The sequence below is a fragment of the Klebsiella sp. CN_Kp097 genome (assembly GCF_040064495.1).
In the GTDB taxonomy this organism is placed as follows: domain Bacteria; phylum Pseudomonadota; class Gammaproteobacteria; order Enterobacterales; family Enterobacteriaceae; genus Klebsiella; species Klebsiella aerogenes.
Map to the genome: position 1 here is coordinate 851,072 of NZ_JBEAIL010000007.1, position 23,797 is coordinate 874,868.

18 protein-coding genes are annotated in these 23,797 nt (G+C 56.2%); 11 read left to right on the forward strand and 7 right to left on the reverse strand.

The features are described 5' to 3' along the window. Positions 1 to 40 precede the first annotated feature (40 nt). Positions 41 to 1,666: a selenium-dependent molybdenum cofactor biosynthesis protein YqeB gene (gene yqeB / locus ABLV07_RS14525; protein ID WP_015366906.1), complete on the reverse strand. Its 1,626-nt coding sequence runs from the start codon at positions 1,664 to 1,666 to the stop codon at positions 41 to 43. Between the two features lie 42 nt (positions 1,667 to 1,708). Continuing rightward, the gene (gene yqeC, locus ABLV07_RS14530; RefSeq protein ID WP_015705211.1) at positions 1,709 to 2,467 is read right to left on the reverse strand and encodes a selenium cofactor biosynthesis protein YqeC; all 759 of its coding nucleotides are present in this window, start codon (positions 2,465 to 2,467) and stop codon (positions 1,709 to 1,711) included. 34 nt (positions 2,468 to 2,501) lie between these two features. On the opposite strand from yqeC, the gene ABLV07_RS14535 reads away from it, so the two are divergent. The 3 genes from ABLV07_RS14535 (at position 2,502) to ssnA (ending at position 7,776) form a co-directional block, all read left to right on the forward strand. Next, positions 2,502 to 3,071: an NTP transferase domain-containing protein gene (locus ABLV07_RS14535; protein ID WP_015705210.1), complete on the forward strand. Its 570-nt coding sequence runs from the start codon at positions 2,502 to 2,504 to the stop codon at positions 3,069 to 3,071. A gap of 269 nt (positions 3,072 to 3,340) precedes the next feature. Further along, entirely contained in the window at positions 3,341 to 6,445 is a 3,105-nt protein-coding gene (ygfK, locus tag ABLV07_RS14540; RefSeq protein WP_032714363.1) for a putative selenate reductase subunit YgfK, read from the forward strand. Beyond that, the gene (gene ssnA / locus ABLV07_RS14545; protein ID WP_047076702.1) at positions 6,442 to 7,776 is read left to right on the forward strand and encodes a putative aminohydrolase SsnA; all 1,335 of its coding nucleotides are present in this window, start codon (positions 6,442 to 6,444) and stop codon (positions 7,774 to 7,776) included. The genes ygfK and ssnA overlap by 4 nt, the downstream gene beginning before the upstream one ends. A gap of 133 nt (positions 7,777 to 7,909) precedes the next feature. Here ssnA and ABLV07_RS14550 read toward each other — a convergent pair whose 3' ends face one another. Together ABLV07_RS14550 and ygfT are read right to left on the reverse strand one after the other, a co-directional pair. After that, complete coding sequence (locus ABLV07_RS14550) at positions 7,910 to 8,386, reverse strand: 4Fe-4S dicluster domain-containing protein (RefSeq protein ID WP_015366911.1); 477 nt, start codon at positions 8,384 to 8,386, stop codon at positions 7,910 to 7,912. Then, entirely contained in the window at positions 8,386 to 10,323 is a 1,938-nt protein-coding gene (gene ygfT, locus ABLV07_RS14555) for a formate-dependent uric acid utilization protein YgfT (RefSeq protein ID WP_087876853.1), read from the reverse strand. The genes ABLV07_RS14550 and ygfT overlap by 1 nt, the downstream gene beginning before the upstream one ends. A 532-nt stretch (positions 10,324 to 10,855) precedes the next feature. On the opposite strand from ygfT, the gene ABLV07_RS14560 reads away from it, so the two are divergent. Genes ABLV07_RS14560 through ABLV07_RS14575 form a run of 4 tightly spaced genes read left to right on the forward strand, consistent with a single transcriptional unit; the run spans position 10,856 to position 14,950 of the window. After that, entirely contained in the window at positions 10,856 to 12,325 is a 1,470-nt protein-coding gene (locus tag ABLV07_RS14560) for a nucleobase:cation symporter-2 family protein (protein WP_015366914.1), read from the forward strand. Between the two features lie 3 nt (positions 12,326 to 12,328). Beyond that, positions 12,329 to 12,457 carry a hypothetical protein gene (locus tag ABLV07_RS14565; RefSeq protein WP_015366915.1) on the forward strand — a complete coding sequence of 43 codons (129 nt, stop codon included), beginning with the start codon at positions 12,329 to 12,331 and terminating at the stop codon, positions 12,455 to 12,457. An 11-nt stretch (positions 12,458 to 12,468) separates the two neighbouring features. Further along, a complete protein-coding gene (gene fdhF, locus ABLV07_RS14570) occupies positions 12,469 to 14,616 on the forward strand; it encodes a formate dehydrogenase subunit alpha (protein ID WP_285197691.1) in 2,148 nt (715 codons plus the stop codon). A gap of 40 nt (positions 14,617 to 14,656) precedes the next feature. Further along, complete coding sequence (locus ABLV07_RS14575; RefSeq protein WP_285197693.1) at positions 14,657 to 14,950, forward strand: hypothetical protein; 294 nt, start codon at positions 14,657 to 14,659, stop codon at positions 14,948 to 14,950. A 24-nt stretch (positions 14,951 to 14,974) separates the two neighbouring features. Here the strand turns inward: ABLV07_RS14575 and ABLV07_RS14580 are convergent, their stop codons facing one another. The 3 genes from ABLV07_RS14580 to ABLV07_RS14590 form a co-directional block, all read right to left on the reverse strand. After that, complete coding sequence (locus ABLV07_RS14580) at positions 14,975 to 15,433, reverse strand: (2Fe-2S)-binding protein (protein WP_015366918.1); 459 nt, start codon at positions 15,431 to 15,433, stop codon at positions 14,975 to 14,977. A 43-nt stretch (positions 15,434 to 15,476) separates the two neighbouring features. Next, the gene (locus ABLV07_RS14585) at positions 15,477 to 18,692 is read right to left on the reverse strand and encodes a molybdopterin cofactor-binding domain-containing protein (protein ID WP_045361186.1); all 3,216 of its coding nucleotides are present in this window, start codon (positions 18,690 to 18,692) and stop codon (positions 15,477 to 15,479) included. A gap of 289 nt (positions 18,693 to 18,981) precedes the next feature. Next, positions 18,982 to 19,752, reverse strand: a complete 771-nt coding sequence (locus ABLV07_RS14590) for a DeoR/GlpR family DNA-binding transcription regulator (RefSeq protein ID WP_032707884.1) — start codon at positions 19,750 to 19,752, stop codon at positions 18,982 to 18,984. Between the two features lie 92 nt (positions 19,753 to 19,844). Between ABLV07_RS14590 and ABLV07_RS14595 the strand changes: the two genes are divergently transcribed. The 4 genes from ABLV07_RS14595 (at position 19,845) to ABLV07_RS14610 (ending at position 23,795) form a co-directional block, all read left to right on the forward strand. After that, positions 19,845 to 20,228 carry a glyoxalase/bleomycin resistance/extradiol dioxygenase family protein gene (locus ABLV07_RS14595; RefSeq protein ID WP_015366921.1) on the forward strand — a complete coding sequence of 128 codons (384 nt, stop codon included), beginning with the start codon at positions 19,845 to 19,847 and terminating at the stop codon, positions 20,226 to 20,228. 29 nt (positions 20,229 to 20,257) lie between these two features. Continuing rightward, complete coding sequence (locus ABLV07_RS14600) at positions 20,258 to 20,908, forward strand: CatA-like O-acetyltransferase, family 1 (RefSeq protein ID WP_032715556.1); 651 nt, start codon at positions 20,258 to 20,260, stop codon at positions 20,906 to 20,908. Between the two features lie 183 nt (positions 20,909 to 21,091). After that, a complete protein-coding gene (locus ABLV07_RS14605; protein WP_015366923.1) occupies positions 21,092 to 22,795 on the forward strand; it encodes an ABC transporter substrate-binding protein in 1,704 nt (567 codons plus the stop codon). 43 nt (positions 22,796 to 22,838) lie between these two features. Then, a complete protein-coding gene (locus tag ABLV07_RS14610; protein ID WP_348853546.1) occupies positions 22,839 to 23,795 on the forward strand; it encodes an ABC transporter permease in 957 nt (318 codons plus the stop codon). Positions 23,796 to 23,797: the final 2 nt, after the last annotated feature.

A 23,797-nucleotide genomic window follows, 5' to 3' on the forward strand; every position in this document is an offset into this window, starting at 1 on the left:
GGGGATTTTGAGGCCATCAACACCGGCTTCGTGCTGCTATCTACGCCACCGACAATAACTCACTCTTCTCTTTTATTCTTTTATTCATCAGCGTCATCAGCGCCTCAAGCACCCCACCGCCAATGGCGCGCGCCTTATCGGAGACGCTGGTAAAATCGGCGCTGGCGCCGCGCGGGTCGATATCGCCAATTTTAAAGCCGCTCTCGACCACTAACCCATCGCTGAGCAAACCGCGCACCATACCGCTTAATGGCGCAATAATCTCGGCCTCGCCGACGGTGGCAATGATATCGCCTTCATTAACAATATCACCCAGCGCCACTTTAGCGCGCATCACCCCGGCTCCCGGAGCGCGGATCACCCGTCGCGAAGTATGGCCAAGAATATTACCAGGAACCCCGGTGTTCTCCTGCGCTTTGCCATCGTAAATCACCTGCCCCAGCCAATGGCCGCGATTGGTTTCAATCACCGCATGGCAATCCACACCGGCGCAAAAACCAGGGCCTAGCGCAATTACCGCTGGCGCCATCTCTCGCTGCGTACCAAAATTCTCTTTCGCCAGTATGGCATCCACGACGCAGACAGGGCGCAGTTCATTCAGCGATTCGCATAGCGGATCCACCAATACCGGGATCGCGCCATTTTCAATTACCCGGATGGCCTCCTGAGCGGATGACACCCGCTTCGCCACCACCCCTTCTACCGTCATTTCACCGTCGAAGACTGCCTGGGCAAACGCGACGCTACGGCGGATCACCGTCGGTTTAGCGACTTCCAACATCACCACTTTGAACCCCGCATGCCACAGACGCAGAGCCACGCCGCTGGCGATATCGCCGGCGCCGCGGATAGCGACCAACTGCTGCTGCGCAGGCGTGGCTGCCGCCATCAGCAAGCCACCTGGTGCGCGATTTTTTACCTGCAGGATTTCCGCCAGAATGCTAATCGCTATCTCATGCGGCGTTTCGGCGCCAATGTTATAGCCAACCGGCGCATGCAGGCGGGCAATATGTTCTGCGGCAACGCCGTTTTCCCGCATCTGGCGTAAAAACACCTGGACTTTACGGCGGCTGGCCAGCAGCCCAAGCCAGGCGACCGGCCGTTCAATCAGTTTATCCAGCGCTTCACGATCCTGGTTATTGGTGGCGATTAACACAAAGTCATCGCCGCGGATCGCCAGATTCTCCACCGCCTCGCTGAAGGTTTCAGCATGCAGCAACTGCGTTGTCGGCGGAAAATAGTCGGGGTTCAGGCTCTCTGGATAGATATCGGCCACCGCCACCTCAAAACCCAGCAGCGCCGCGCTTTGCGCCACCGCGCGGTTCACGTGCCCGGCGCCGATCAGCACCAGACGCGGGCGCAGGCCATGTACGCTAATATATACCGACATCGCCCCGCCGCAATCGGAGCCGACCGCATCGCTGCCGCTACGCGCCATCCGCCCATGAAACATGCGCGACGCCTTTTCGCTGAGCGCTTCCAGCGCCTGTTCAATCACTTTGCGCTCAACCATGCCGCCGCCGATGGTGCCGACTATCGAACCATCTTCACGAATTAACATCTGCGCCGAATGGCGCGGTGTTGAGCCGCGGCTATCGACAATCTGCGCCAGCGCAAACGGGCGATTCTGTGCTTCGAGTTTTGCCGCTTCAGAGAAAATATTCATAACAACCTCAATGGATATCCGCTATGCGCCCAAGCCGGGGCGTCACTCTGTTGTTCGTCGTCGCGTTATCGCGGGCTGCTCTTGTACTGCTCCCGCCCACAGTGCGTTAACCCCCCACTGCTGCAACAGCGCCTGCTCCGGTAAATTCTCATTTTGAGAAAGCTGATTCAGCAGCAGGATCCGGCGACTGGCGGGCGGAACACCTTTAAACGCTCCCTGCGGATGCGTAATTAAGCGATGCAGCATTGGCCAACTCAGCGCCGTATCCGGCGCCGCGCCGGTGATGCGGGAAAAAAGGGGCCAGCGATGAACGGTCGCTGGCCCAACGTTTTGCCCGAGCCTCCAGGCCCCCATGACGGCAATAACGCAGCAACAGGATTGAGGTATGCAAGGTTCGTGCTCAGCTGGCGCTTTTAAGGCGAAACCGTGAGCCCCGTCAGCTTCTACCAGCACCACATCCACGCGCCCCGCGGCAACCAGCGCATCAAGCTGTTGCGGGCTAAACCCACGAACCTTACCCGCAGGGGCGAGCCACGAGGCGTAGCAGGCCTGCAGCGGCCGCTGCCAAACCTCGACAGGCAGCGCCAGCGGTTCGCGGCAAATCACCACAGGTAGTGATGCCGGGAGATACATATGGGTGGTCGTGGTGATCAGAACCCGTCGGCCAGCCTCCAGAAAACGCTGCGCCAGCCACATTAAGGTACTGGTTTTGCCTCCCGCGCCGACGGCGGAAATGAGCAGCGGACCATCATTTACGCCTAAATCACAAAACAGCGATTGCAGATGCGGTATATTTTCCATGCGCTGGCCAGGATTCCATTATTCAGGGAGGAGTATGAAACAGGTCGATTGTATTATTACCGCCGCCGGATTGTCCTCCCGGATGGGACAGTGGAAAATGATGTTACCCTGGCGCGGTACGACAATACTTGATGCAAGTATAAAAAACGCCCTGCAATTCTGCTCGCGTATTATTCTGGTGAGCGGTTTTCGCGCAGAGGAGCTACATCAACGCTATTCGGCGCATCCGCAAATAACCCTGGTTTATAATCCCAACTATCAACAGGGTCTGTTTACTTCTGTTTGCGCTGGCGCGAGCCAGGTGCGAAACAACTTCTGTTTTATCACCCTCGGCGATTTACCCTGCCTGCCGCCAGCGCTTTTCCAGCGGCTTTGGCAACAACGCGGCGACAGCGCCCTTCTTCCGCAATATCAAGGCGTACCGGGTCATCCCATCCTTATTACCGGCACACAGCTGCGCCAACTTATCACTTACGATGGACCTGACTCAATGCGCAAACGGTTATTACAGAGCCGCCATCGCTGCCTGGAGTTAGATTTTCCGCAAATGGTCTGGGATATCGATACCCCTGCTGATTTTATTCGCCTGCAAAACCAGTATTAATCATGTCTTTGTCGGGAAATTATCATTGTGATATTTCGCCGTTTATTTTGAGAAATCCCGACGGATAAAAATATAGAGTGATTTTAATTCTCATTACCATAGCGTGAGCCCATTCACATAGCCCGGCGTTCTTTAGACCTCTCTCACATTTTTAATTATTTCTCCCTCCTGTCTTTAATAACTGGTTCGATTGTTGCTCCTCCTTAACTATCCGTCTGAATAAGTACCACTAACCGGCAAATTTGATTGCACAAATAAAGGAGAGGGTTATGGGGGATATCATGCGTCCCGTCCCGTTTGAGGAATTATTGACGCGCATTTTCGATGAGTATCAACAACACCATTCCATTTTTGGTATTCCTGAGCAGCAGTTCTATTCGCCTGCCAACCAACGCCGGGTAAGCGTCTTCGGCGAAAGCTGCGCCACCCCAATCGGCCCCGCCGCCGGGCCGCATACCCAACTGGCGCAGAATATCATCACCGCCTGGCTCACCGGTGGGCGGTTTATCGAGTTGAAAACCGTACAGATTCTCGACCGGCTTGAGCTGGAAAAACCCTGCATCGATGCCGAAGACGAATGCTTTAACACCGAATGGTCTACAGAATTTACGCTGCAAAAAGCGTGGGATGAGTATCTTAAAGCATGGTTTATTCTGCATCTGTTGGAAGAGCTTTTCCCATTCACGCCGGCGAAGAACGGTAAGTCCTTTATTTTCAATATGAGCGTCGGTTATAACCTGGAAGGCATTAAACAACCGCCGATGCAGCAGTTTATCGATAATATGATGAACGCCGCCGCGCAGCCAAAATTTACCCAGTACCGCGACACGCTGAACCGCTGGCTGCATGATGACGCCTTCCTCACCCGCTTGTCGCTGGATGATATTCGCCCACGGCTGGCGACGCTCGCGGAACGCATTCCTGCAAAACTGGTACAAGGGGTTACCCTCTCTACCATGCATGGTTGCCCGCCAGATGAAATCGAAGCGATCTGCCGCTATATGCTGGAAGAGAAACAGCTCAACACCTTCGTGAAGCTCAATCCGACGCTGTTGGGCTACCCCCGCGTACGCGAAATTCTCGACACCTGCGGCTTTGACTATATCGGTCTGAATGAAGAATCTTTTGAACACGATCTTAAAATCGGCCAGGCACTGGAAATGTTGACGCGCCTGATGGCGTTGGCGAAAAGTAAACAACTTGGCTTCGGCGTGAAGCTGACCAACACCCTCGGCACGGTCAACAATAAAGGCGCGCTGCCCGGCGATGAGATGTATATGTCCGGCCGCGCGCTGTTCCCGCTCTCCATCAACGTTGCAGCACTGCTCTCGCGTGAATTCGACGGCAAACTCCCGATCTCCTACTCCGGCGGCGCCAGCCAGCTCAATATTCGCGATATCTTTGAAACCGGGATCCGCCCCATTACCATGGCGACCGATCTGCTAAAACCCGGTGGTTATCTGCGTCTTAGCCAGTGCATGCGCGAGCTGGAGCAGGCCGATGGCTGGGAGATGAATCAGGTCGACGTCAAGCGCCTGAACGCGCTGGCGGAAAAAGCGGTCAGCATGGAGTACACGCAAAAACACTGGAAGCCTGACGATCGCATCGACGTTGGCGAGCCGCTGCCGTTAACCGACTGCTACGTCGCCCCTTGCGTCAGCGCCTGCGCCATCAAACAGGATATTCCGGAATACATTCGCCTGATGGGCGAGCAGCGCTATGCCGATGCGCTGGAGCTTATCTATCAACGTAACGCGCTGCCGGCGATTACCGGTCACATCTGCGATCACCAGTGCCAGTACAACTGTACGCGTCTTGATTATGACAGTGCGTTAAATATCCGCGAGCTGAAAAAAATCGCCCTTGAGAAAGGCTGGCCGGAATACCAACGCCGCTGGCATAAACCGGCGGGTTCCGGCAGCCGAAACCCGGTGGCGGTGATTGGCGCAGGCCCGGCGGGGCTGGCGGCGGGCTACTTCCTCGCCCGCGCCGGCCACCCGGTCACGCTCTTTGAGCGCGAAGCCAACGCTGGCGGAGTGGTAAAAAATATCATTCCGCATTTCCGCATTCCCGCTGAACTTATCCAGCAGGATATTGAGTTCGTTGTTAATCACGGCGTCAACATTGTCTACGGCTGCGAACCGCATCTCACCGTCGAAAAACTCCGTCAGGAGGGTTATCGCTATGTACTGATCGGCACCGGCACCGACAAAAACAGCGGCGTGAAGCTTGGCGGCGATAACCCGCATATTCATAAGTCGCTCAACTTCCTGCGCGCGTTCAACCGCGGCGATCGCCTGAACGTGGGTAAACATGTGGCCATTGTCGGCGCGGGTAACACCGCAATGGACTGCGCCCGCGCGGCGCTGCGCATCCCCGGCGTTGAGAAAGCGACGGTGATTTATCGCCGCTCGCAGCAGGAGATGCCGGCATGGCGCGAGGAGTACGAAGAAGCCCTCCAGGATGGCGTTACGTTCCGTTTTCTCAGCAACCCGGAATACTTCGCCGCTGACGGCACGCTAACCGTCCGCACCATGGCCCTCGGCGAGCCTGATGAACAGGGTCGACGTCGCCCAATACCCACCGATGAAACCTGGACGCTGCAGGTCGATACGCTGATTACCGCCATCGGCGAACAGCAGGATGGCGAAGCGCTGGCGGCGATGGGGATCCCGCTCAACGATCGCGGCTGGCCTGAAGTCAACGCTGATGGCGAAAGCCGGCTGGCTAATGTATTCCTGATTGGCGACGTACAGCGTGGCCCTTCTTCTATCGTCTCGGCGATAGGCAACGCCCGTCGCGCCAGCGATGCAATTCTCAAACGCGAGAATATCCGCAGCCACTTCGGCGATAAACAGTGGAATAACGTCGATCCCGCGGACATCTACCGCCGCAAAGGGACCATTGCTATCGCTCAGGTTGATAAAGACGACCGCGATGCCTTTGTCGCGCAGGAGGCGGAGCGCTGCCTCGAATGTAATTACGTCTGCAGCAAATGCGTTGATGTCTGCCCGAACCGCGCCAACGTCTCTATTGCGGTACCGGGGTTCGACAACCGCTTTCAGACGCTGCACCTCGACGCGTACTGCAACGAATGCGGCAACTGCGCGCAGTTCTGCCCATGGCAGGGAAAACCCTATAAGGACAAGGTCACCGTCTTTAGCCTCGAACAGGATTTCAACAACAGCAGTAATCCGGGTTTTCTCGTGGAGCAACAGCGCGTCCACGTGCGTCAGGATGGCATGACCTGGCTGCTGGATATCGACCAGCGAGGTCAGTTCGCTGAAGTACCGCCGCAGCTGGATGCCATGTGCCGCATCATCAGCCACGTTCATCAACATCATCACTATTTGCTGGGAGCCGTCGAAGTATGAGTATCTTAATGCTTAAAAATGCCACCCTTGCCCAGCTTCACCCGGCAAAAGTGGAAGAAGGTGTCGATATCGTCATTGAAAATGACAGGATTCTCGAAACAGGCGCGAACCTGAGCCCGCGTTACCCGCAGGCGCGTATTAAAGAAATGCACGGCCGACTGGTGATGCCGGGAATGGTCTGCTCGCATAACCATTTTTATTCCGGACTGTCGCGCGGAATTCAGGCCAATATCGCGCCGAGTCCCGATTTTATCTCGACGCTGAAAAACCTGTGGTGGCGCCTGGACCGCGCTCTGGATGAGGAGTCCTTATACTACAGCGGGCTTATCTGTTCGCTGGAGGCCATTCGCAGCGGCTGCACCGCCGTCATTGACCACAGCGCGTCGCCGAACTATATCGCTGGATCATTAAGTCAGTTACGTAACGCTTTCATCAAGGTCGGCCTGCGTGGCATGACCTGCTTTGAAACCACCGACCGTAACGGCGGGTTGCAGGAACTTCAGGCAAGCGTCGAGGAAAATATCCGCTTTGCCCGCGAAATCGATCGGGCGCGGGAAAGCGGCGACGAACCGTATCTGGTAGAAGCGCATATCGGCGCTCATGCGCCGTTTACGGTTCCTGATGAGGGGCTTTTAATGCTTCGCGAAGCATTAAAAACAACCGGGCGCGGCCTGCATATTCATATGGCGGAAGACCGTTACGACGTTTCTCACAGCCACCATCACTACGGTAAAGATCTGCTGGTACGCCTGGCGGAGTTCGATCTCATCGATAGTAAAACGCTGGTAGCGCACGGGCTGTATCTGTCGGAAGCTGATATTGAACTGCTGAACGCGCACGATGGTTTCCTTGTCCATAACGCCCGCTCTAACATGAACAACCACGTTGGTTATAACCAGCAGTTGACGGCGTTTCGCAACCTGGCGCTGGGCACCGACGGCATCGGCTCCGATATGTTTGAAGAACTCAAATTCGCTTTCTTTAAACACCGCGATGCCGGCGGGCCACTGTGGCCGGATAGCTTTGCGCGGGCATTAAGCAACGGTAACACGCTGCTTAGCCGCAACTTTAACGACCGTTTTGGCCGTATTGAGGCAGGCTATAAGGCGGATTTAACCATCAGCGATTATATTCCGCCGACGCCGCTGCTGGCGGCGAATCTCGCCGGGCACATCGCCTTCGGTCTGGGGGCCAGCCACGTTCATAGCGTGATGGTAAATGGCGTCATGGTCTATGAGGATCGGCAGTTCGCTATTGATTGCGATACGATTTTCGCCGAAGCGCGAAAGGTGGCGAAGAAGATGTGGCAGCGGATGGATGCGTTGCCGTAAACCCATCACGCAAAAACAAAACCCGGTCGCTGTACCGGGTTTATTTTTTGGCTTCTACCGGGGCTATAAATAGCACAGAAACATCGATCGGGTAGCCCGGATAAGACGCAGCGCGTCGCCATCCGGGACTCTCCTACAAGCTCAACAAGCTGGCGCTGGCGATCGTTCTCTGTTTCTGCAGCGCCGCCAGCGCCTCACCGGTCATCAGCGATATTGCCGCCGTTGGGCACACCGATACGCAGGCCGGGCCACCGTCTCGCTGCTCGCAGAGATCGCACTTCACAATAACCGGCGGATGCGCCGCCGATGTTTCGATAGTAATCGCGCCAAATGGACAGGCGACGACGCAGCTCTGGCAGCCAATGCAGCGCCCGGCATCGGCTTCTACCCGCTCGGCGCCCATCGCCAATGCGCCGGTCGGACAGACCCCGACGCATGGCGCGTTTTCACACTGATGGCACATCACCGGCACGCTCAACGTGTCGAGTCGCATCACCTTCAATCGCGGATGAAACTCCGCCCCTTCCGCCACATGCTCCAGTGCGCAGGCGACTTCGCAGGTACGACAGCCGATACAGGCCTGTGAACTGGCAAGAATAAAATGGGTCATCACCGCTCCTTATGGTCAAATCGCGCCAGCATTTCGCTTGCGGCCTGGCGCCCGGCAACCATAGCCGTCACCACCAGATCGGCGCCATGTACCGCATCGCCGCCGGCATAGATTTTGTCATGGCTGGTCTGTGTGGTGCCGCGACCTTTGCCGCCCGTTACAATCTGCCCCCAGCGGTCAAGTTTGATGCCATGCCCCCGCAGCCATGGCATGTCGTGAGCCTGGAAACCAAACGCCAGCACCAGCACATCGGCCGGGAGTTCGAATTCTGAACCGGCAATTGGCCGCGGGCGCCGGCGGCCATCCGGCCCTGGTTCACCCATTTCGGTACGGATCATCCCGACGGCGCTGACCTGGCCTTTACGGTTATGCAGGATATATTGCGGCTGAACGTTAAACTGAAACGCCACGCCCTCCTCCCGCGCGTTCACCACCTCTTTTTTCGAGCCTGGCATGCTTAACTCATCGCGACGATAGGCGCAGGTTACGCTCTCGGCTCCGCGACGCACCGCGGTGCGCAGACAGTCCATCGCCGTATCGCCGCCGCCCAGCACTACCACCCGCTTACCCTTAATGTCGGTTAACGGATATTCGGCGCTCTCTTCAAGACCCATCACCTCACGGGTATTGGCAATCAGGAACGGCAGCGCCTGAATAACACCCGGCGCGTCTTCGCCATCAAGACCCGCGCCCATCAGCCCATAGGTGCCGACGCCTAAAAAGACCGCGTCATAGTTAGCAACCAGGTCGCTGAAGACCACGTCGCGCCCCACTTCCTGATTGAGATGGAAACGAATCCCCATATCGCTGAAGATCTCGCGCCGCAGCGCCATTACCGTTTTTTCCAGCTTGAAAGACGGAATGCCGAAAGTCAGCAGCCCGCCAATTTCAGGATGTTTATCAAAAACATCAACCTGTACCCCGGCGCGCGCGAGAATATCCGCGCAGCCCAGTCCCGCCGGGCCGGCGCCGATAATAGCCACGCGTTCCTGACGCGGGGCAACCTCGCCTGTGGTTGGCCGCCAGCCCATCGCCAGCGCGGTATCGGTGATATAGCGTTCCAGATTGCCAACCGCCACCGCGCCGCCTTCGTTTTTCAGCGTACAGGCACCCTCGCATAGCCGGTCCTGTGGGCAGACCCGGCCGCAGATTTCCGGCAGCGAACTACTTTGATGACAGAGTTCTGCGGCCTCAATAATCTTGCCCTCACGCACCAGTCGTATGAAATCAGGAATATGGTTGTGTAACGGGCAGGTCCAGTTGCACCAGGCTTTTTGCGCGCAGTACAGGCAACGCTCGCTTTCATATTCGGCATCACATTCGCTAAGGCGCTGGTAGATCTCGGCAAAATGCGCTTTTCGCTCTTCCGCGGCAAGCTTCTTCGCCCCCACCCGCGGCGCTTTATCCAGGATCGCTTCGCGCCTTGCGCCACGTCGCTCGGCCAGCGGCTGCCCCTGGGCGGAGCGGATTTGTCTTTCCCGCTGTAAACGCTGGAGCGCGCTTTCGTCCATTACGCGCAACGCCTGAGTCGGGCAACTGGCCACGCACGCCTGCTCTGCTGAGGGGCGATCGCGACAAAGATCGCATTTTTGCGCCAGCTGCGGGCCATCTTCCCCGCTGGCGACCATCTCGATTGCGCCAAATGGGCAAGCGACGACGCAGTTTTTGCAACCGATACACTCGGACTGGGTAAACTGGATGCTGTCGTTGGCGACATACAGCGCCTGAGTCGGGCAGGAGGTGACGCAAGGCGCGTCGTTGCAATGGTGGCAAGTGGTCGCAGTACTGGTATTCCGGTGGAAGACAACATGGATGCGCGGAACAAACGCGCTGCGCTGTGCCGGCCAGGCATCCTGATGATGCGCCGTGACGCAGGCCACTTCGCAGGCATGACATCCAATACAGTTCGCAACATCGGCCACAATAAATCGATTCATTTGCTTCCCTTTTATTCTTCTGGAATAGTCTTAGGGATGGATTGCAATATTCGGGCGATATTTGGCGCTCAACTTATGTAGCCATTCATTTTTGCGAGTCAGCTCAAATTATTACTCTCCTGTGGCTCTCGAATAAATAAAACCTCACCAAATCACCGGGATGGCATCTCAATTCCGCCCTGACTTTTTATCATTTTTATCTTCTTAGCGCTTATTTTGCCTACCAAAATGAGACGCTATATATCTCAAACTGATATTCGCCATTTTTATTTCTGATGCCCGCTCGCAACGTTAAACCGGCCAGCAAGAAATAGACAAGCCAACCCGTGATTGATTTCACAAATATATTACTCCACTGCCGCATCGCTCATTTTTGGCACAGCTTACGCATAACCCTCCTAACGCATAAGCAACTCCGTGCGCGTTATACGCTGGTGAACATCATCAGCAGAGGGAGGCAATGGCCTTCGAATCGTAACTTCCCCCCTTTCAGTTCGGCACGGGCGGAAGTCGTAAAGGAGACAACTACTTCATGAAAGATTTTGCCATTCCGGCCTCACGCAATACGGCGACTGTCGCGCCGGTCGATGAGGTCCTGCCAATTACGCAAATGATTCTCTATGGATTGCAGCACGTGCTGGTGATGTACGCCGGGGCGGTGGCGGTACCGCTGGTGGTGGGTAACGCGGTCGGTTTGCCTGCGGAGCATATTATTTTGTTAATCAGCGCCGATTTGTTTATTTGCGGCGCCGCGACCATCGTGCAATCGATGGGCATCAAGCAGTGGTTGGGCTGCCGCCTACCGCTGATCCAGGGCTGTACTTTCGCCGCGCTGATCCCGATGGTGCTTATTGGTAAAGAGTACGGTATCGGGGCGATCTCCGGCTCGGTTATCGTCTCCGGCATTTTTATCCTCTGCTGCGCGCCGTGGATTAGCCGCCTGATTCGCTTCTTTCCAAAGGTGGTGATGGGCGGCATTGTAACGCTGATCGGCCTCTCTATTATGCCGGTCGCGGGAGGATGGATTGGCGGCGGCAGCAGCGAGATGGCCGGTTTCGGCGATCTCTTCTCGCTGCTGATGGCGGCCATCACGCTGGTCATTATTCTTAACCTGTATACCTTCGCCACCGGCGTGGTCAAAAACACCTCGGTGCTGATTGGGCTGGTGATCGGCACTATTTTATGGAGCTTCTTCAAGCCGCTGGATTTTAACCTCGTCAACGCTACGCCGTGGCTACATCTGCCACAGGTGATGCAGTTCGCCCGGCCTGAGTTTCACATCGTGCCCGTCGCCCTGCTGTCGATGGTCATGGTGGTGGTGATGGTCGAAACCATGTCGTCCATCATGGCGACCGGCGATATCGTTGGTAAACAGGTCACGGCCAGCATGCTGCGTAACGGCCTGAATACCTGCGGACTGGCGACGACGATCTGCGGCTTCTTCAACCTGTTTCCCTACGCGGCCTTTGCGCAAAACGTCGGCCTGATTGGCCTGACCGGCGTACGCAGCCGTTTCGTGGTGTCGGTCTCCGGCGTCATTCTGATGCTGATGGGCATTTTCGCCAAAATGGCGGCGCTGGTGGTACTGATTCCGAAACCGATCCTCGGCGGCGCCGGTATCGTTATGTTCGGCATGGTTGCCGTTTCCGGTATTCGTACTCTCGGTCAGGTCAACTATCGCAACAATAACAACGGGATGGTGGTCGCACTCACCCTTGGTCTCGGCATGATGCCGGTATTGGTGCCGAATCTGTTTACCCAGTTCCCGCCGATGATGCAGCTGTTTCTGCACAGCGGCATCACTATCGGCACCCTGACGGCGATTGTCGCCAACCTGACGCTGAACGGCAGCGTGCCGTTCCGTATTTCTCACGATGTCCCGGAACCGGACCCGGCGCCGCCGAGCGCGGCTGCTCGCAACATGGCCGTGCGTACGGTACGCATGTGGCTGCTGCTGCGCAAGGTACAGAAAGGTCAAACCGCCGCTGACGGCCAGGAGTGATTGATGTCTATGTCGCAACGTCTGCTTTTTGCACTGTTGATGATGGCCCTGATGGCGGTTCCCGCCATCCAGGACGCCATTACCCTCGGAATTAACAGCCGTTTTATCTATCTGTTGCCGTACTATTTTTAAGGAGTCACACGATGGAAAAAGTCACCACCGTCTGTCCCTACTGCGCCGCTGGCTGTAAGCTGCGGCTGGTGGTGGACGACGGCATGGTCGTCGGCGCCGAAGCGGCCATGGGGAAAAACAATCAGGGCACCCTGTGTCTGAAAGGCTATTATGGCTGGGACTTCATTAACGATACCCAGATCCTGACCCCGCGTCTCAAAACCCCCATGATCCGTCGCCAGCGTGGCGGCAAACTGGAAGCCGTCTCCTGGGATGAGGCGCTCGATTACGTCGCCACCCGCCTTGGCGCCATTAAAGAAAAATATGGCCCGGACGCGATCCAGACCACCGGCTCCTCCCGCGGGACCGGTAATGAAACCAACTACGTGATGCAAAAATTCGCGCGCGCCGTTATTGGCACCAATAACGTCGACTGCTGCGCTCGCGTCTGACACGGCCCTTCGGTTGCAGGTCTGCACCAGTCGGTCGGTAACGGCGCCATGAGTAATGCCATCACGGAGATTGATAACACCGATCTGGTGTTTATCTTCGGTTACAACCCGGCGGATTCCCACCCTATCGTGGCGAATCACGTCATTAACGCCAAACGTAACGGGGCGAAAATCATCGTCTGCGACCCGCGCAAGATTGAAACCGCGCGCATCGCCGACATGCACATTGCGCTGAAGAACGGCTCGAATATCGCGCTGCTCAACGCCATTGGCCACGTCATTATTGCAGAGGATCTGTACGATAAATCCTTCGTCGCCAGCCGTTCCGAAGGCTTCGAGGAGTATCGCAAAATCGTCGAAGGCTATACGCCGGAGTCGGTGGAAGAGATAACCGGCGTCAGCGCTCAGGAGATCCGCGCCTGCGCCCGGATGTACGCCAGCGCCAAATCCGCCGCCATCCTGTGGGGCATGGGCGTCACCCAGTTCTACCAGGGCGTGGAGACCGTGCGCTCGCTGACCAGCCTTGCGATCCTTACCGGCAACCTCGGCAAGCCGAGCGTCGGCGTCAACCCGGTGCGCGGGCAGAACAACGTCCAGGGCGCCTGCGACATGGGCGCACTGCCGGATACCTATCCGGGCTACCAGTACGTTAAGTTCCCGGAAAACCGCGAGAAGTTTGCCAGAGCCTGGGGCGTCGACAGCCTGCCGGAACATACCGGTTATCGCATCAGCGAGCTGCCGCACCGCGCCGAACACGGCGAAGTCCGCGCGGCGTACATTATGGGCGAGGATCCGCTGCAGACCGATGCCGAGCTTTCCGCGGTGCGCAAGGCGTTTGAACAGCTGGAACTGGTTATCGTCCAGGATATTTTCATGACCAAAACCGCCGCCGCGGCCGACGTCATCCTGCCGTCCACCTCGTGGGGCGAGCACGAAGGCGTGTATACCGCAGCGGACCGCGGCTTCCAGCGCTTCTTTAAAGCGGTGGAGCCGAAGTGGGACCTGAAAACCGACTGGCAGATCATCAGCGAAATCGCCACCCGGATGGGCTATCCGATGCACTACAACAACACCCAGGAGATCTGGGATGAGTTGCGGCATCTGTGCCCGGACTTCTACGGCGCCACCTATGAGAAAATGGGCGAACTCGGCTATGTCATGTGGCCATGCCGCGATGAGTCCGACGCCGACCAGGGGACGTCGTATCTGTTTAAAGAGACATTCTCTACACCGAGCGGTAAAGCCCAGTTCTTCACCTGCGACTGGGTCGCGCCGGGAGATAAACTCTCTGAACAGTATCCGTTGGTGCTGTCGACGGTGCGCGAAGTCGGCCACTACTCCTGCCGTTCGATGACCGGCAACTGCGCGGCCTTAACCAGGCTTGCCGATGAACCAGGCTATGCGCAAATCAACACCGCCGACGCCGAACGGTTAGGTATCGAGGATGAAGCGCTGGTGTGGGTCAATTCGCGTAAGGGTCGCATCATCACCCGCGCGCAGGTCAGCGATCGACCGAATAAAGGCGCGGTGTACATGACCTACCAGTGGTGGATCGGTGCCTGTAACGAGCTGGTGTCGGAGAACCTGAGTCCGATAACCAAAACGCCGGAGTACAAGTACTGCGCGGTTAACGTTGAGCGGATTGCCGATCAGCGCGCGGCGGAGCAGTACGTGATCGAGGAGTACAACAAACTAAAAGCCCGCCTGCGCGAAAGCGCGATGGGTTAAGGTTCGGCGGCCTTACCCGATATCCGGGACCCTTCCCCCGGTGGCGCTTACGCTTACCGGGGCTACCAACCGAATACCGAACCGTAGCCCGGATAAGGCGCCATGCGCCGCTATCCGGGAACCCTCCCCGGTAGCGCTTACGCTTACCGGAGCTACCAACCGACTACCGAACCGTAGCCCGGATAAGGCGCTGTGCGCCGCTATCCGGGAACCCTCCCCGGTGGCGCTTACGCTTACCGGGGCTACCAACCGACTACCGAACCGTAGCCCGGATAAGGCGCTGTGCGCCGCTATCCGGGAATCCTCCCCCGGTGGCGCTTACCGGGGCTACTAACAAAACAGCAGCCCCGTTACAAGATCACGATTTAATCGCGTGTTGAATGGAGTCAATAATCGGCTGATAGCCGGTACAGCGGCACATATTGCCTTCTAATACATCCTTTATTTGCGCTTCGTCCGGATGCGGCTCTTTGGTTAATAATTCGGTGGCGCTGACCAGTACTCCCGGCGTACAGAACCCGCACTGCACGCCGCCCTTCTCAATAAATGCATCCTGTAATTTTTGCGTAATCGGATTATCGTTTAACCCTTCGAGCGTCTCGATCTCCGCTTCATCACACTGTTCGGCCAGTACCAGACAAGAACAAACGGCGTTACCGTCCATCAGCACCGTGCAGGCGCCGCATTCGCCAATCGAACATCCCTCTTTGGTGGCGGTAAGATGCAATGTATCCCGCACCAGATCCAATAGGCGCATATTGCCTTCTACTTTTGCTTCCACCAGCTTGCCGTTTACCTTCACTTTAATTGTGCTCATAGCTCTATCCTGTACAGGGCGCTCTGGCGCCCTGAATGAATCATTAAATCCCTGAGGCCCGTTGCGCCTCGGCCATCATGTCGCGGAACATATTGACGAACACCGGCTGCTTATATGCCGCCGACCAGCGCTTACCGATGGCCGCATAGATAAGCTTGTCCAGCACCTCGCAGGCGCTGTTAATCGTGTCGCTATTTAACGGTTTCCCTAGCAGGCAGCGTTCAATATCTAGTAACCGCTGCGGCTTACTGAACAGCGCGCCGTCCACCAGACGGCAGTAGCTCACCGTGCCATCATCAGCAAAATCGAGCAGCGCGCTCAGGCTCTGACGGGTGATGTTGAGCGCGTTGCGCCGCCCTAACTGGTGATAGAAACCTTTAGCCCGCGGGCGCGCCGGCGGCGGCAGTATCACTTTGGTCAAAAGTTCATCCGGCTGGCGCTGGGTCTTGTAGCCGGACAGCAAAAACTCGCCCAGACCGAGGGTGCGTACGCCATTTAGCGAGCGCAGCTCGATGCGCGCGTCATAGAGGATGGCAGGTGGAATGGAATCGCCGCAGGGCGCGGCGTTGACGATATTGCCGCCGATGGTGGCGCGATTACGGATCTGGTGCGAACCGACGGTATGACAGGCCTGCGCCAGCAGCGGGTAACGTTCGCGCAGCAGCGGATGATCGGTAATACGGTTAAAAGTCATCGCCCCGCCAATGATGACCTCATGGCTGACCGGATCTTCGCTCACCTGCGTCAACTCCGGCAGACGGGAAATATCAACCAACCGCAGCGCGCGGGTTTGCAGACGCCCCTGCACAATCACATCGGTACCGCCGGCGATAGCCGTTACGCCCTCTTGCGCCAGCAGGGTTAACGCCTCCTGCAGGCTTTTCGCGCGAGTCACTTCCACGTCAGTGAGGCGCAGCACCTGCTTCTTGTTTTCCGCCTCCAGCATCATTTCGCTTTGGCGAACCGGCTTTTTCAGGTTGTAGCCGAGGATCACCTGTTCGAGGGTCAACGGTAATTTATTAAACCGCGTCTCGAGGGCAAAACTCACCGCGTTATTGATGGCCGCCGCCGCGAGTTCAGTAGCTGGCTCGCCGATCCCCTTCGCCCCCAGAGGCCCGGCGATATCCGGGTTTTCTACGCCGATAATCGTCATCGGCGGAATATCTTTCATCGTCGGCAGCAGGTAGCTGTCGAAGTTTTCCGATTTGACCTGGCCATTTTCAATGTTGAAGTCTTCCAGCAGCGCGTAGCCAAAACCCTGCGCCACCCCACCATAAACCTGGCCTTCAAAACCCACCGGGTTGAGTACCCGGCCCACGTCATGGGCGGCGGTAACATGCAGCAAATCGGTTTTACCGGTGCTGGTATTCACCCGTACCTCCGCCACCTGGCAGCCATAGACCCAGGTAAAGTACGGGCTGCCGCACCCTTTTTCTTCATCCCAATGAATGGGCGGCGGCACAAACCAGCCGTACTCGGTCAGGCTGACGCTGGCCCATTTGGTTTTATTAACCGCAGTTTTGAAATCAATACGCCGTTCACTGTCCTGGACGTTGATGATAAAGCCATCCTGCCACAAGGTTTCAGCCAACTCGCGGGTACCGATGCTGTCGCCGACGACGCTGAGAATGCGGCGTTTTATCTTGTCCGCGGCGTCAAGAATCGCCCCACCGCCGACCATAGTCCCACGGGTTGCCGCCGTCGATCCGCCGTCGCCGATAACCGAGGTCGGCGGTTCCATAAAATGCAGTTCCGATAGAGGAATACCAAAGGCTTCCGCGGCGATTAGCGACATCGCGGTTTGCAGACCCTGACCGTTTTCAGAAACCGATGTCGCCAGATTGACGCTGCCGTCCTCATTCACCTGAATGAGCGCAGTCGAGGTATCTACCCCTTCCGCGCCGATGGAACAACCACGGTAGCTCAGCGCCAGGCCAATGCCATAGCGATAAACGCCGCCTTTTTGGTTCAATTCACGATAGTGCTGGCGTTTTGCCGCAAATTCCGAGGCATTCACCGCCTTACTCAGGACTTCAGTCGCCGAGACGGTGTGTTTATCAAACCGCTGCCCGGTGACCGAGGTATCGCCCTGACGCAGCGCGTTCACTTCACGCACCGCCACCGGCGAGAGATTGAGCACTTCGGCAATTTCATCCATAAAGGATTCGTTGGCGTAAACCACCTGTGGTGAACCGAAACCACGCATCGCCGAGGTATAGCTGTTGTTGGTATAGACGGCTTTAACGTCGATATGGACGTTATCAATATTGTACGGCCCAGCGGCCTGCACCGAAGAACGCCATGTGACGAACGGGGAGGACGCCGCATAGCCGCCGCTGTCGGCGAGAATATCGATTTTGATCGCCAGAATGCGTCCGTTGTCGTCCACCCCGGCGCGATACTTCATTTTATAAGGGTGGCGCTTACAGCTTTCGATAATGGACTGCTCGCGGGTGTAGGTAAATTTCACCGGACGGCCGGTCAGGCGCGTCATCAATGCGGAACGGCAGGCCAGGTGATCGATGATGTCATCTTTGCCGCCGAACGAGCCGCCCATCACCGCGCGTTTGACGTTAATCTGGCTCTGCGGGCAGCCCATAAACTTAGCCACGAAGCTGCGTACGCGGTGCGGGTTCTGAATGGAGCCGGAGATAATCAGGCTACCATCGGTGGGGTCAAGCCAGGTCAGTACAACTTCCGGTTCAATGTACGCGTGTTCCTGGAAGCCCACTTCATATTCACGTTCAATCACGTGACTGGCTTCGGCAAAACCTATGGCGATGTCGCCCTTAACGGTGTGGTGATGGGCGGCGATATTATCGCTGCGCTCCGGGTGAATTCGCCGGGCATCCGGCGCCAGCGCGGCTTCTACGTCCGTTAGCGGCTCATAGGGCGTATAGCGCACATGTATTTTATCCGCCGCCTCACAGGCGGCTTCATAACTGGTTGCCGCCACCACGGCGACGACATCGCCGTGGAAGACCACCTCGTCTTTGACGATAGGCAGATAATCTTTGACGATAATCCCCACGACCGGAGTACCGGGAATATCTTGCCAGGTGGCGATTTTTACCACGCCTGCAACATTCAGCGCCTCGCTAAGATCTATCGCCTCGATTTTCCCGGCGGGTATATCCGCAAAGCGGCAAACGCCATACAGCATGCCCGGTAAGGTAATATCGTCGCCATAAACGGCCGTTCCTTTGACTTTCGCCAGTCCATCCACGCGCCGTAGCGGCGCTGAAGGTGAAGCACACATAACAGTCCCCTCAATGATTATCCGTTGCGGGCAATCCCGGGTTTGCTAAACGTCGCGCTATCCATAACCCATGGGAAAAGCCACATCACCGATAACAAATCCAAGATTTGTGCCAGAAATCAATGAGGTGCCGTTTAAGATTCGTTTTTGTGAGTCGTCGCGCAAAATGCGGCTAAAGTACGGAGAAAATAGCGCTACTAAGGCCGCGGCCCGCAGGCCAGTAACATTTCGCCGCCATTTTTATCAAAGTGATAGCCCGGTTTTCTCAAATTAATAATTTGCCCGTGTGCTAAACGGTATAGATACGGATCTCGTGTTCACGGAAAGCATCCCGGTATTTACGGCTGATGTTTTCCTCCACGACCAGCACGTCAATGGCGCTGCTTTCAGCTACCACAAAACGCGCGACGGCGGGGATTTTATCTGAGGTTAAGCCAACGATAATTTCACTGCACTGTTTGATAACCGCTTTCTTAAATTCACAATCGGTGTGATCAAAGCCGGTTAGACCTGACTCCGGAGCCATTGCGCAGCCGCCAATAAATCCCTGATCGAAGAGGATCCCCTGCACCTGGGCCACCGCCGATGCGCCGACACAACCGCCAGCCGCGCGTTGCACCAGACCTCCGAGCATCACAACCTCGTAAAGCGGTTTTTTAAGCAGAACCGCCGCAATTTCCGGGGAATTGGTAACCACGGTTAAGGCCAGTTCGCCCGGTAGCGCTTCCGCCATTGCCAGGTTGGTGGTGCCGGTATCAATAAAAATACAGCCGCCCGGTTTCACTAGCTGTGCGCATTTCTGTGCGATTCTGCTCTTTGTTGCCCTGTTTTTCTCTTTACGTTCGTTGTACTCCATGGATTCCGGGAGGGTCATCACCGCGCCGCCGTAGACTTTCTTACAATATCCGTCTTTGCTCAACTCATGAAGATCGCGGCGAATAGTGTGTTCAGAGACCTGTAAGCGCTGGGCCAGATCGGCGCAAACGACCCTACCGTCCTCCTGCAGGATCTGACAAATCAGCGCTTGTCGTTGCTGAGGGAAAGCTGCATAATCGAGCACAACAACTCCTTAAAATAAATATAACGAGCAGAAAAGAGCATAATCGTTCACTTATGCGCATGCTGTCAACCCGAACCCTTACGAGGTAAATCATGAAAGTTGCCCATATCGCCCTCTGGACCCGCCATCTTGAGCAGCAAGCACGCTTTTGGGTGGAATTTTTTGCCGGCGAAATCAACGAAAAATACCGTAGTAAAACCAATCCTGGTTTTGAATCCTACTTTGTAAAAATTGGCTCTGACGTGGCCATTGAGTTAATGACCAAACCCGGTTTACATGACTCGACCCACGATAACAACCATACGGGGTGGGTGCATCTGGCGATCGCCGTCGGCGGCACGGAACAGGTGAATGCGTTAGCCAAACGCGCTGAAATGGCGGGAATTTTAGTCTCTGCCCCACGCACTACCGGCGATGGCTATTATGAGGCGGTTATCAAAGACCCTGATGGAAACCTGGTGGAAATCGTCGCATAGTAAGGCAAATCCACATGAAGGAGTCGACCGTGGCACATTATCGCGTCATTGATAAAGCGAGCTGGCCTCGCCTGGATCACTTTACGTTCTACCGTACCTTTGCCAATCCCAGCTTCAATCTGTGCGTGCCGGTAGAAGCGCAACAGTTATACACCTGCGCGAAAGACCGGGGCGTTTCCTTCTTTCAACTGGCATTATTCGGCCTGTTGCGCGCGGCCAACGCCGTACCGCAGCTGAAACAGCGCCTGCGCAACGACGATATCATCGAATATGACGCCATCTCAGTGATGACGCCGATCATGACCGCCAGCGAAGGTTTTCGCCAGGTATGGTGCGATAACGCCGCTGATTTCCCCGCGTTTAGCGCCGCCGCGACGCCGCGCATTGAGGCTGCAAGAAGCACCAATCCCTCACCGCTTATTGTGGAAGAAGAAAATTTCTTTTGCGCCAGTTGCCTGCCGTGGCTGCACTTCAGCGCCATGACCCATGCGGAATACTACGTGGGCGCGGCGGTACCCGCCCTGACGTGGGGAAAACTGAAAAATGGCATCATTCCGGTTGCCGGCCGGTTTAATCACGCTTTTGTTGATGGCCAGCACGCCAGCCGTTTTTATGCCGAAGTCGAATATTATTTCGCCAACCCGCAGGCCCTGTGGCTGCCGGTTGAGGCCGGCGATTAGCTGCCGCGGCATAAAGAACAATCTACTATGACTTCCCCGAAAACCGGCATTATATTGCCGGTTTTTTGCTAATGCGAAATGGCTATAAACCATAGCGTTTCGTTGTTAGACAGTATTCAGCGCGCCTCTTATCTTCGTCATGAATTGTAAATAACAACGCAATCATTTGATGAGGTAGCACTTTTGTCCAGATTACGGCAAGGATTAAAAACCAGACAAACGCGCTTCGCGCTGGCGCTGAAAGTGGCGCTACTCGGTAGCATGGTGGCATTTTCTTCTGTCGCCAACGCCGACGATATTCTTAAAGAAGGGATCACTCCCGCAACCGATGCCAGCCAGATCCCGGCCAGCGCCAAACTGCGTAAAGACACGGTGGTGGCCGGCATTTCCGAACCACAGGGGATCTTTAACCCTTACTTCTTCGTCAACGGTTGGGATGAAAACGTCACCAACGTTATTTTTTCACGCCTGATTGACTGGGATAGTCAGGGTAAGCTGGTGCCGGGGCTGGCTGAGAGCTGGACGGTGAGCGCGGATAACAAAGTCTATACCATCAAATTACGCCCTAACCTGACCTTCAGTGACGGATCGCCACTCACCGCGGAGGATGTCGCTTTTACGCTGACCGTTCTGCTCGACCCGAAATATGACGGCGATACCGATATCACTCTGGCCAATATCGCCGGCGGCGCGGAATATAAAGCAGGCAAAGCCGATAGCGTGAGCGGCCTGAAAGTTATCGATCCGCTGACCTTACAGGTTACTACCACCCAGCCGGGCGCGACAACGCTGGCGAAAATCGGCGGTCCGGTATTATCGAAAGCCTGGTACGGAAAAGGGTATCAACGTGGAAATCTGGATTATCTGCGTTCTCTGCACGGAAAACCGCTGGGTAACGGTCCTTATGTCTACGATAAATATATTCCCGGGCAGGAGATTCGCTTCCACGCCAACACGCATTTTTATCGCGGTACGCCGCCAACACCGCGCTTTATCTATCGCGTGACCAATCCGTCTACCAATTTCCAGTTATTCCAGACCGGCGAAACCGACTACGACGCCTTCACCTCGCGCCCGGATGATATTGAGCAGCTTAAGATGCTCGGTTTTGCCAATATCAACCTGTACGGCTCCAGCGACTACAGCCAGGTGGAGTTCAACGTCCATCGCCCGGCGCTGCAGGATAAAAAAGTGCGTCAGGCGCTGATTTACGGGCTGGACCGCCAGAAGTTAATCGACGTGGTGTATCAGGGATACGGTAAGGTAGCCATTGAACCGATCGCGCCTATTTCCTGGGCCTTCAATGCGCAGGGCGTCAACCCCTACCATTACGATCCGGTGCAAGCGAAAAAACTGCTCGATGAAGCGGGCTGGCTGCCTGGCGCCGATGGCATCCGCGTGAAAGACGGTAAGCGGCTGGAATTGACTCTACTGGCGAGCAAAAAAGTCATTAACGATGCGCTGATCCCAATTGCCAAAGAGAACTGGCGGCAGATAGGCGTGCTGCTGAAACCGCAGGTGGTTGATTTCAACGCGCTGATGGCGCAGCGCAAAGCGGGTAATTACGATCTGGCGTCGTTTAGCACCAGTACTCTCAACGATCCGCATGATGGCGTGTGGGACTTCTACAGCAGCGAGGCCAAAGAGTCGGGCTATCACAACGCTGAAGTCGATAAGCTTATCAATGCGGGCAACGCGGTGCTGGATGTCGAACAACGCAAGCCTATCTATCACCAGCTGTATCAGGTGCTGGCCGAGGATCCGCCGGTTATCCTGCTGGGATACCGGGAAATTCTTTCCGCCAGCAGCGCCCGGGTGACCGGCTTTAAGCCGGATATCTATAACGGCCTCACCGGCAGTTTGCCGGACGTGAAAATCGTGAAGTAAATCCCCCAGCCGCCGGCCCCCCGGCGGCTGATGTGAGAATGTTATGAAAAATTTCATCCTGAGGCGCATATTGCAAACGCTGCCGATGCTGCTGCTGGCCTCCTTTATCATTTTTATGCTCTTTGCTAAAACCCCCGGCGATTTTATCGATGGCAACATCACCTTGACGGCCGCCCGCGCCGCCGAACTGAAGGCGATATACGGCCTCGACCAGCCGCTCTTCACCCGCTACCTTCACTGGCTGGGGCAACTGCTGCGCGGGGATTTAGGCTTCTCGCTGCAATACCAGATCCCGGTCAGCCAGTTACTGAACCAGTACATCTGGAACTCCTTCCTGCTGGCAAGCGTGGCGCTGGTCTTCTACTGGGGTATCGGCCTGACGGTTGGCGTTGTCTCCGCGCTCAGACCTAATTCATGGTTCGATCATCTGGTGAGTATCGCGGTGTTCGCCGCCATGTCCTTTCCCACCTTTTTCCTCTGCCTGCTGCTGATTAAGTGGTTTGCCGTCGACCTGCACTGGCTGCCGGTAGGCGGGATGACCAATACCGGTAGCGACGATAGCGGCTGGCAGTATGTGCTGCAGGTCGCCGCCCATCTGGTACTGCCGGTACTGGCGCTGGTGATGCTGCAGGCCGGCAGCCTGACGCGCTATTTTCGCGCCAGCATGCTTGACGTGGTGAAGATGGATTTCATTCGTACTGCCCGTGCTAAAGGGCTGCGAGAACGCACGGTTATCATGAAACACGCGCTGCGCAATGCGCTACTGCCGGTCATCACCCTGCTTGGCTTCGAACTGCCGGGATTGTTCTCTGGCGCCATCATTACCGAAAAAGTATTTAACTGGCCGGGCGCCGGGCACATTCATATCGATTCGCTGGCCGCTCGCGATTATCCGGTATTGATGGGGTTTACCCTGTTTCTGGCGGTGCTGACGATCGTCGGTAACTTACTGGCCGATGTGCTCTACGCGTGGGCCGATCCGCGCATTCGAGTGAGGTAATG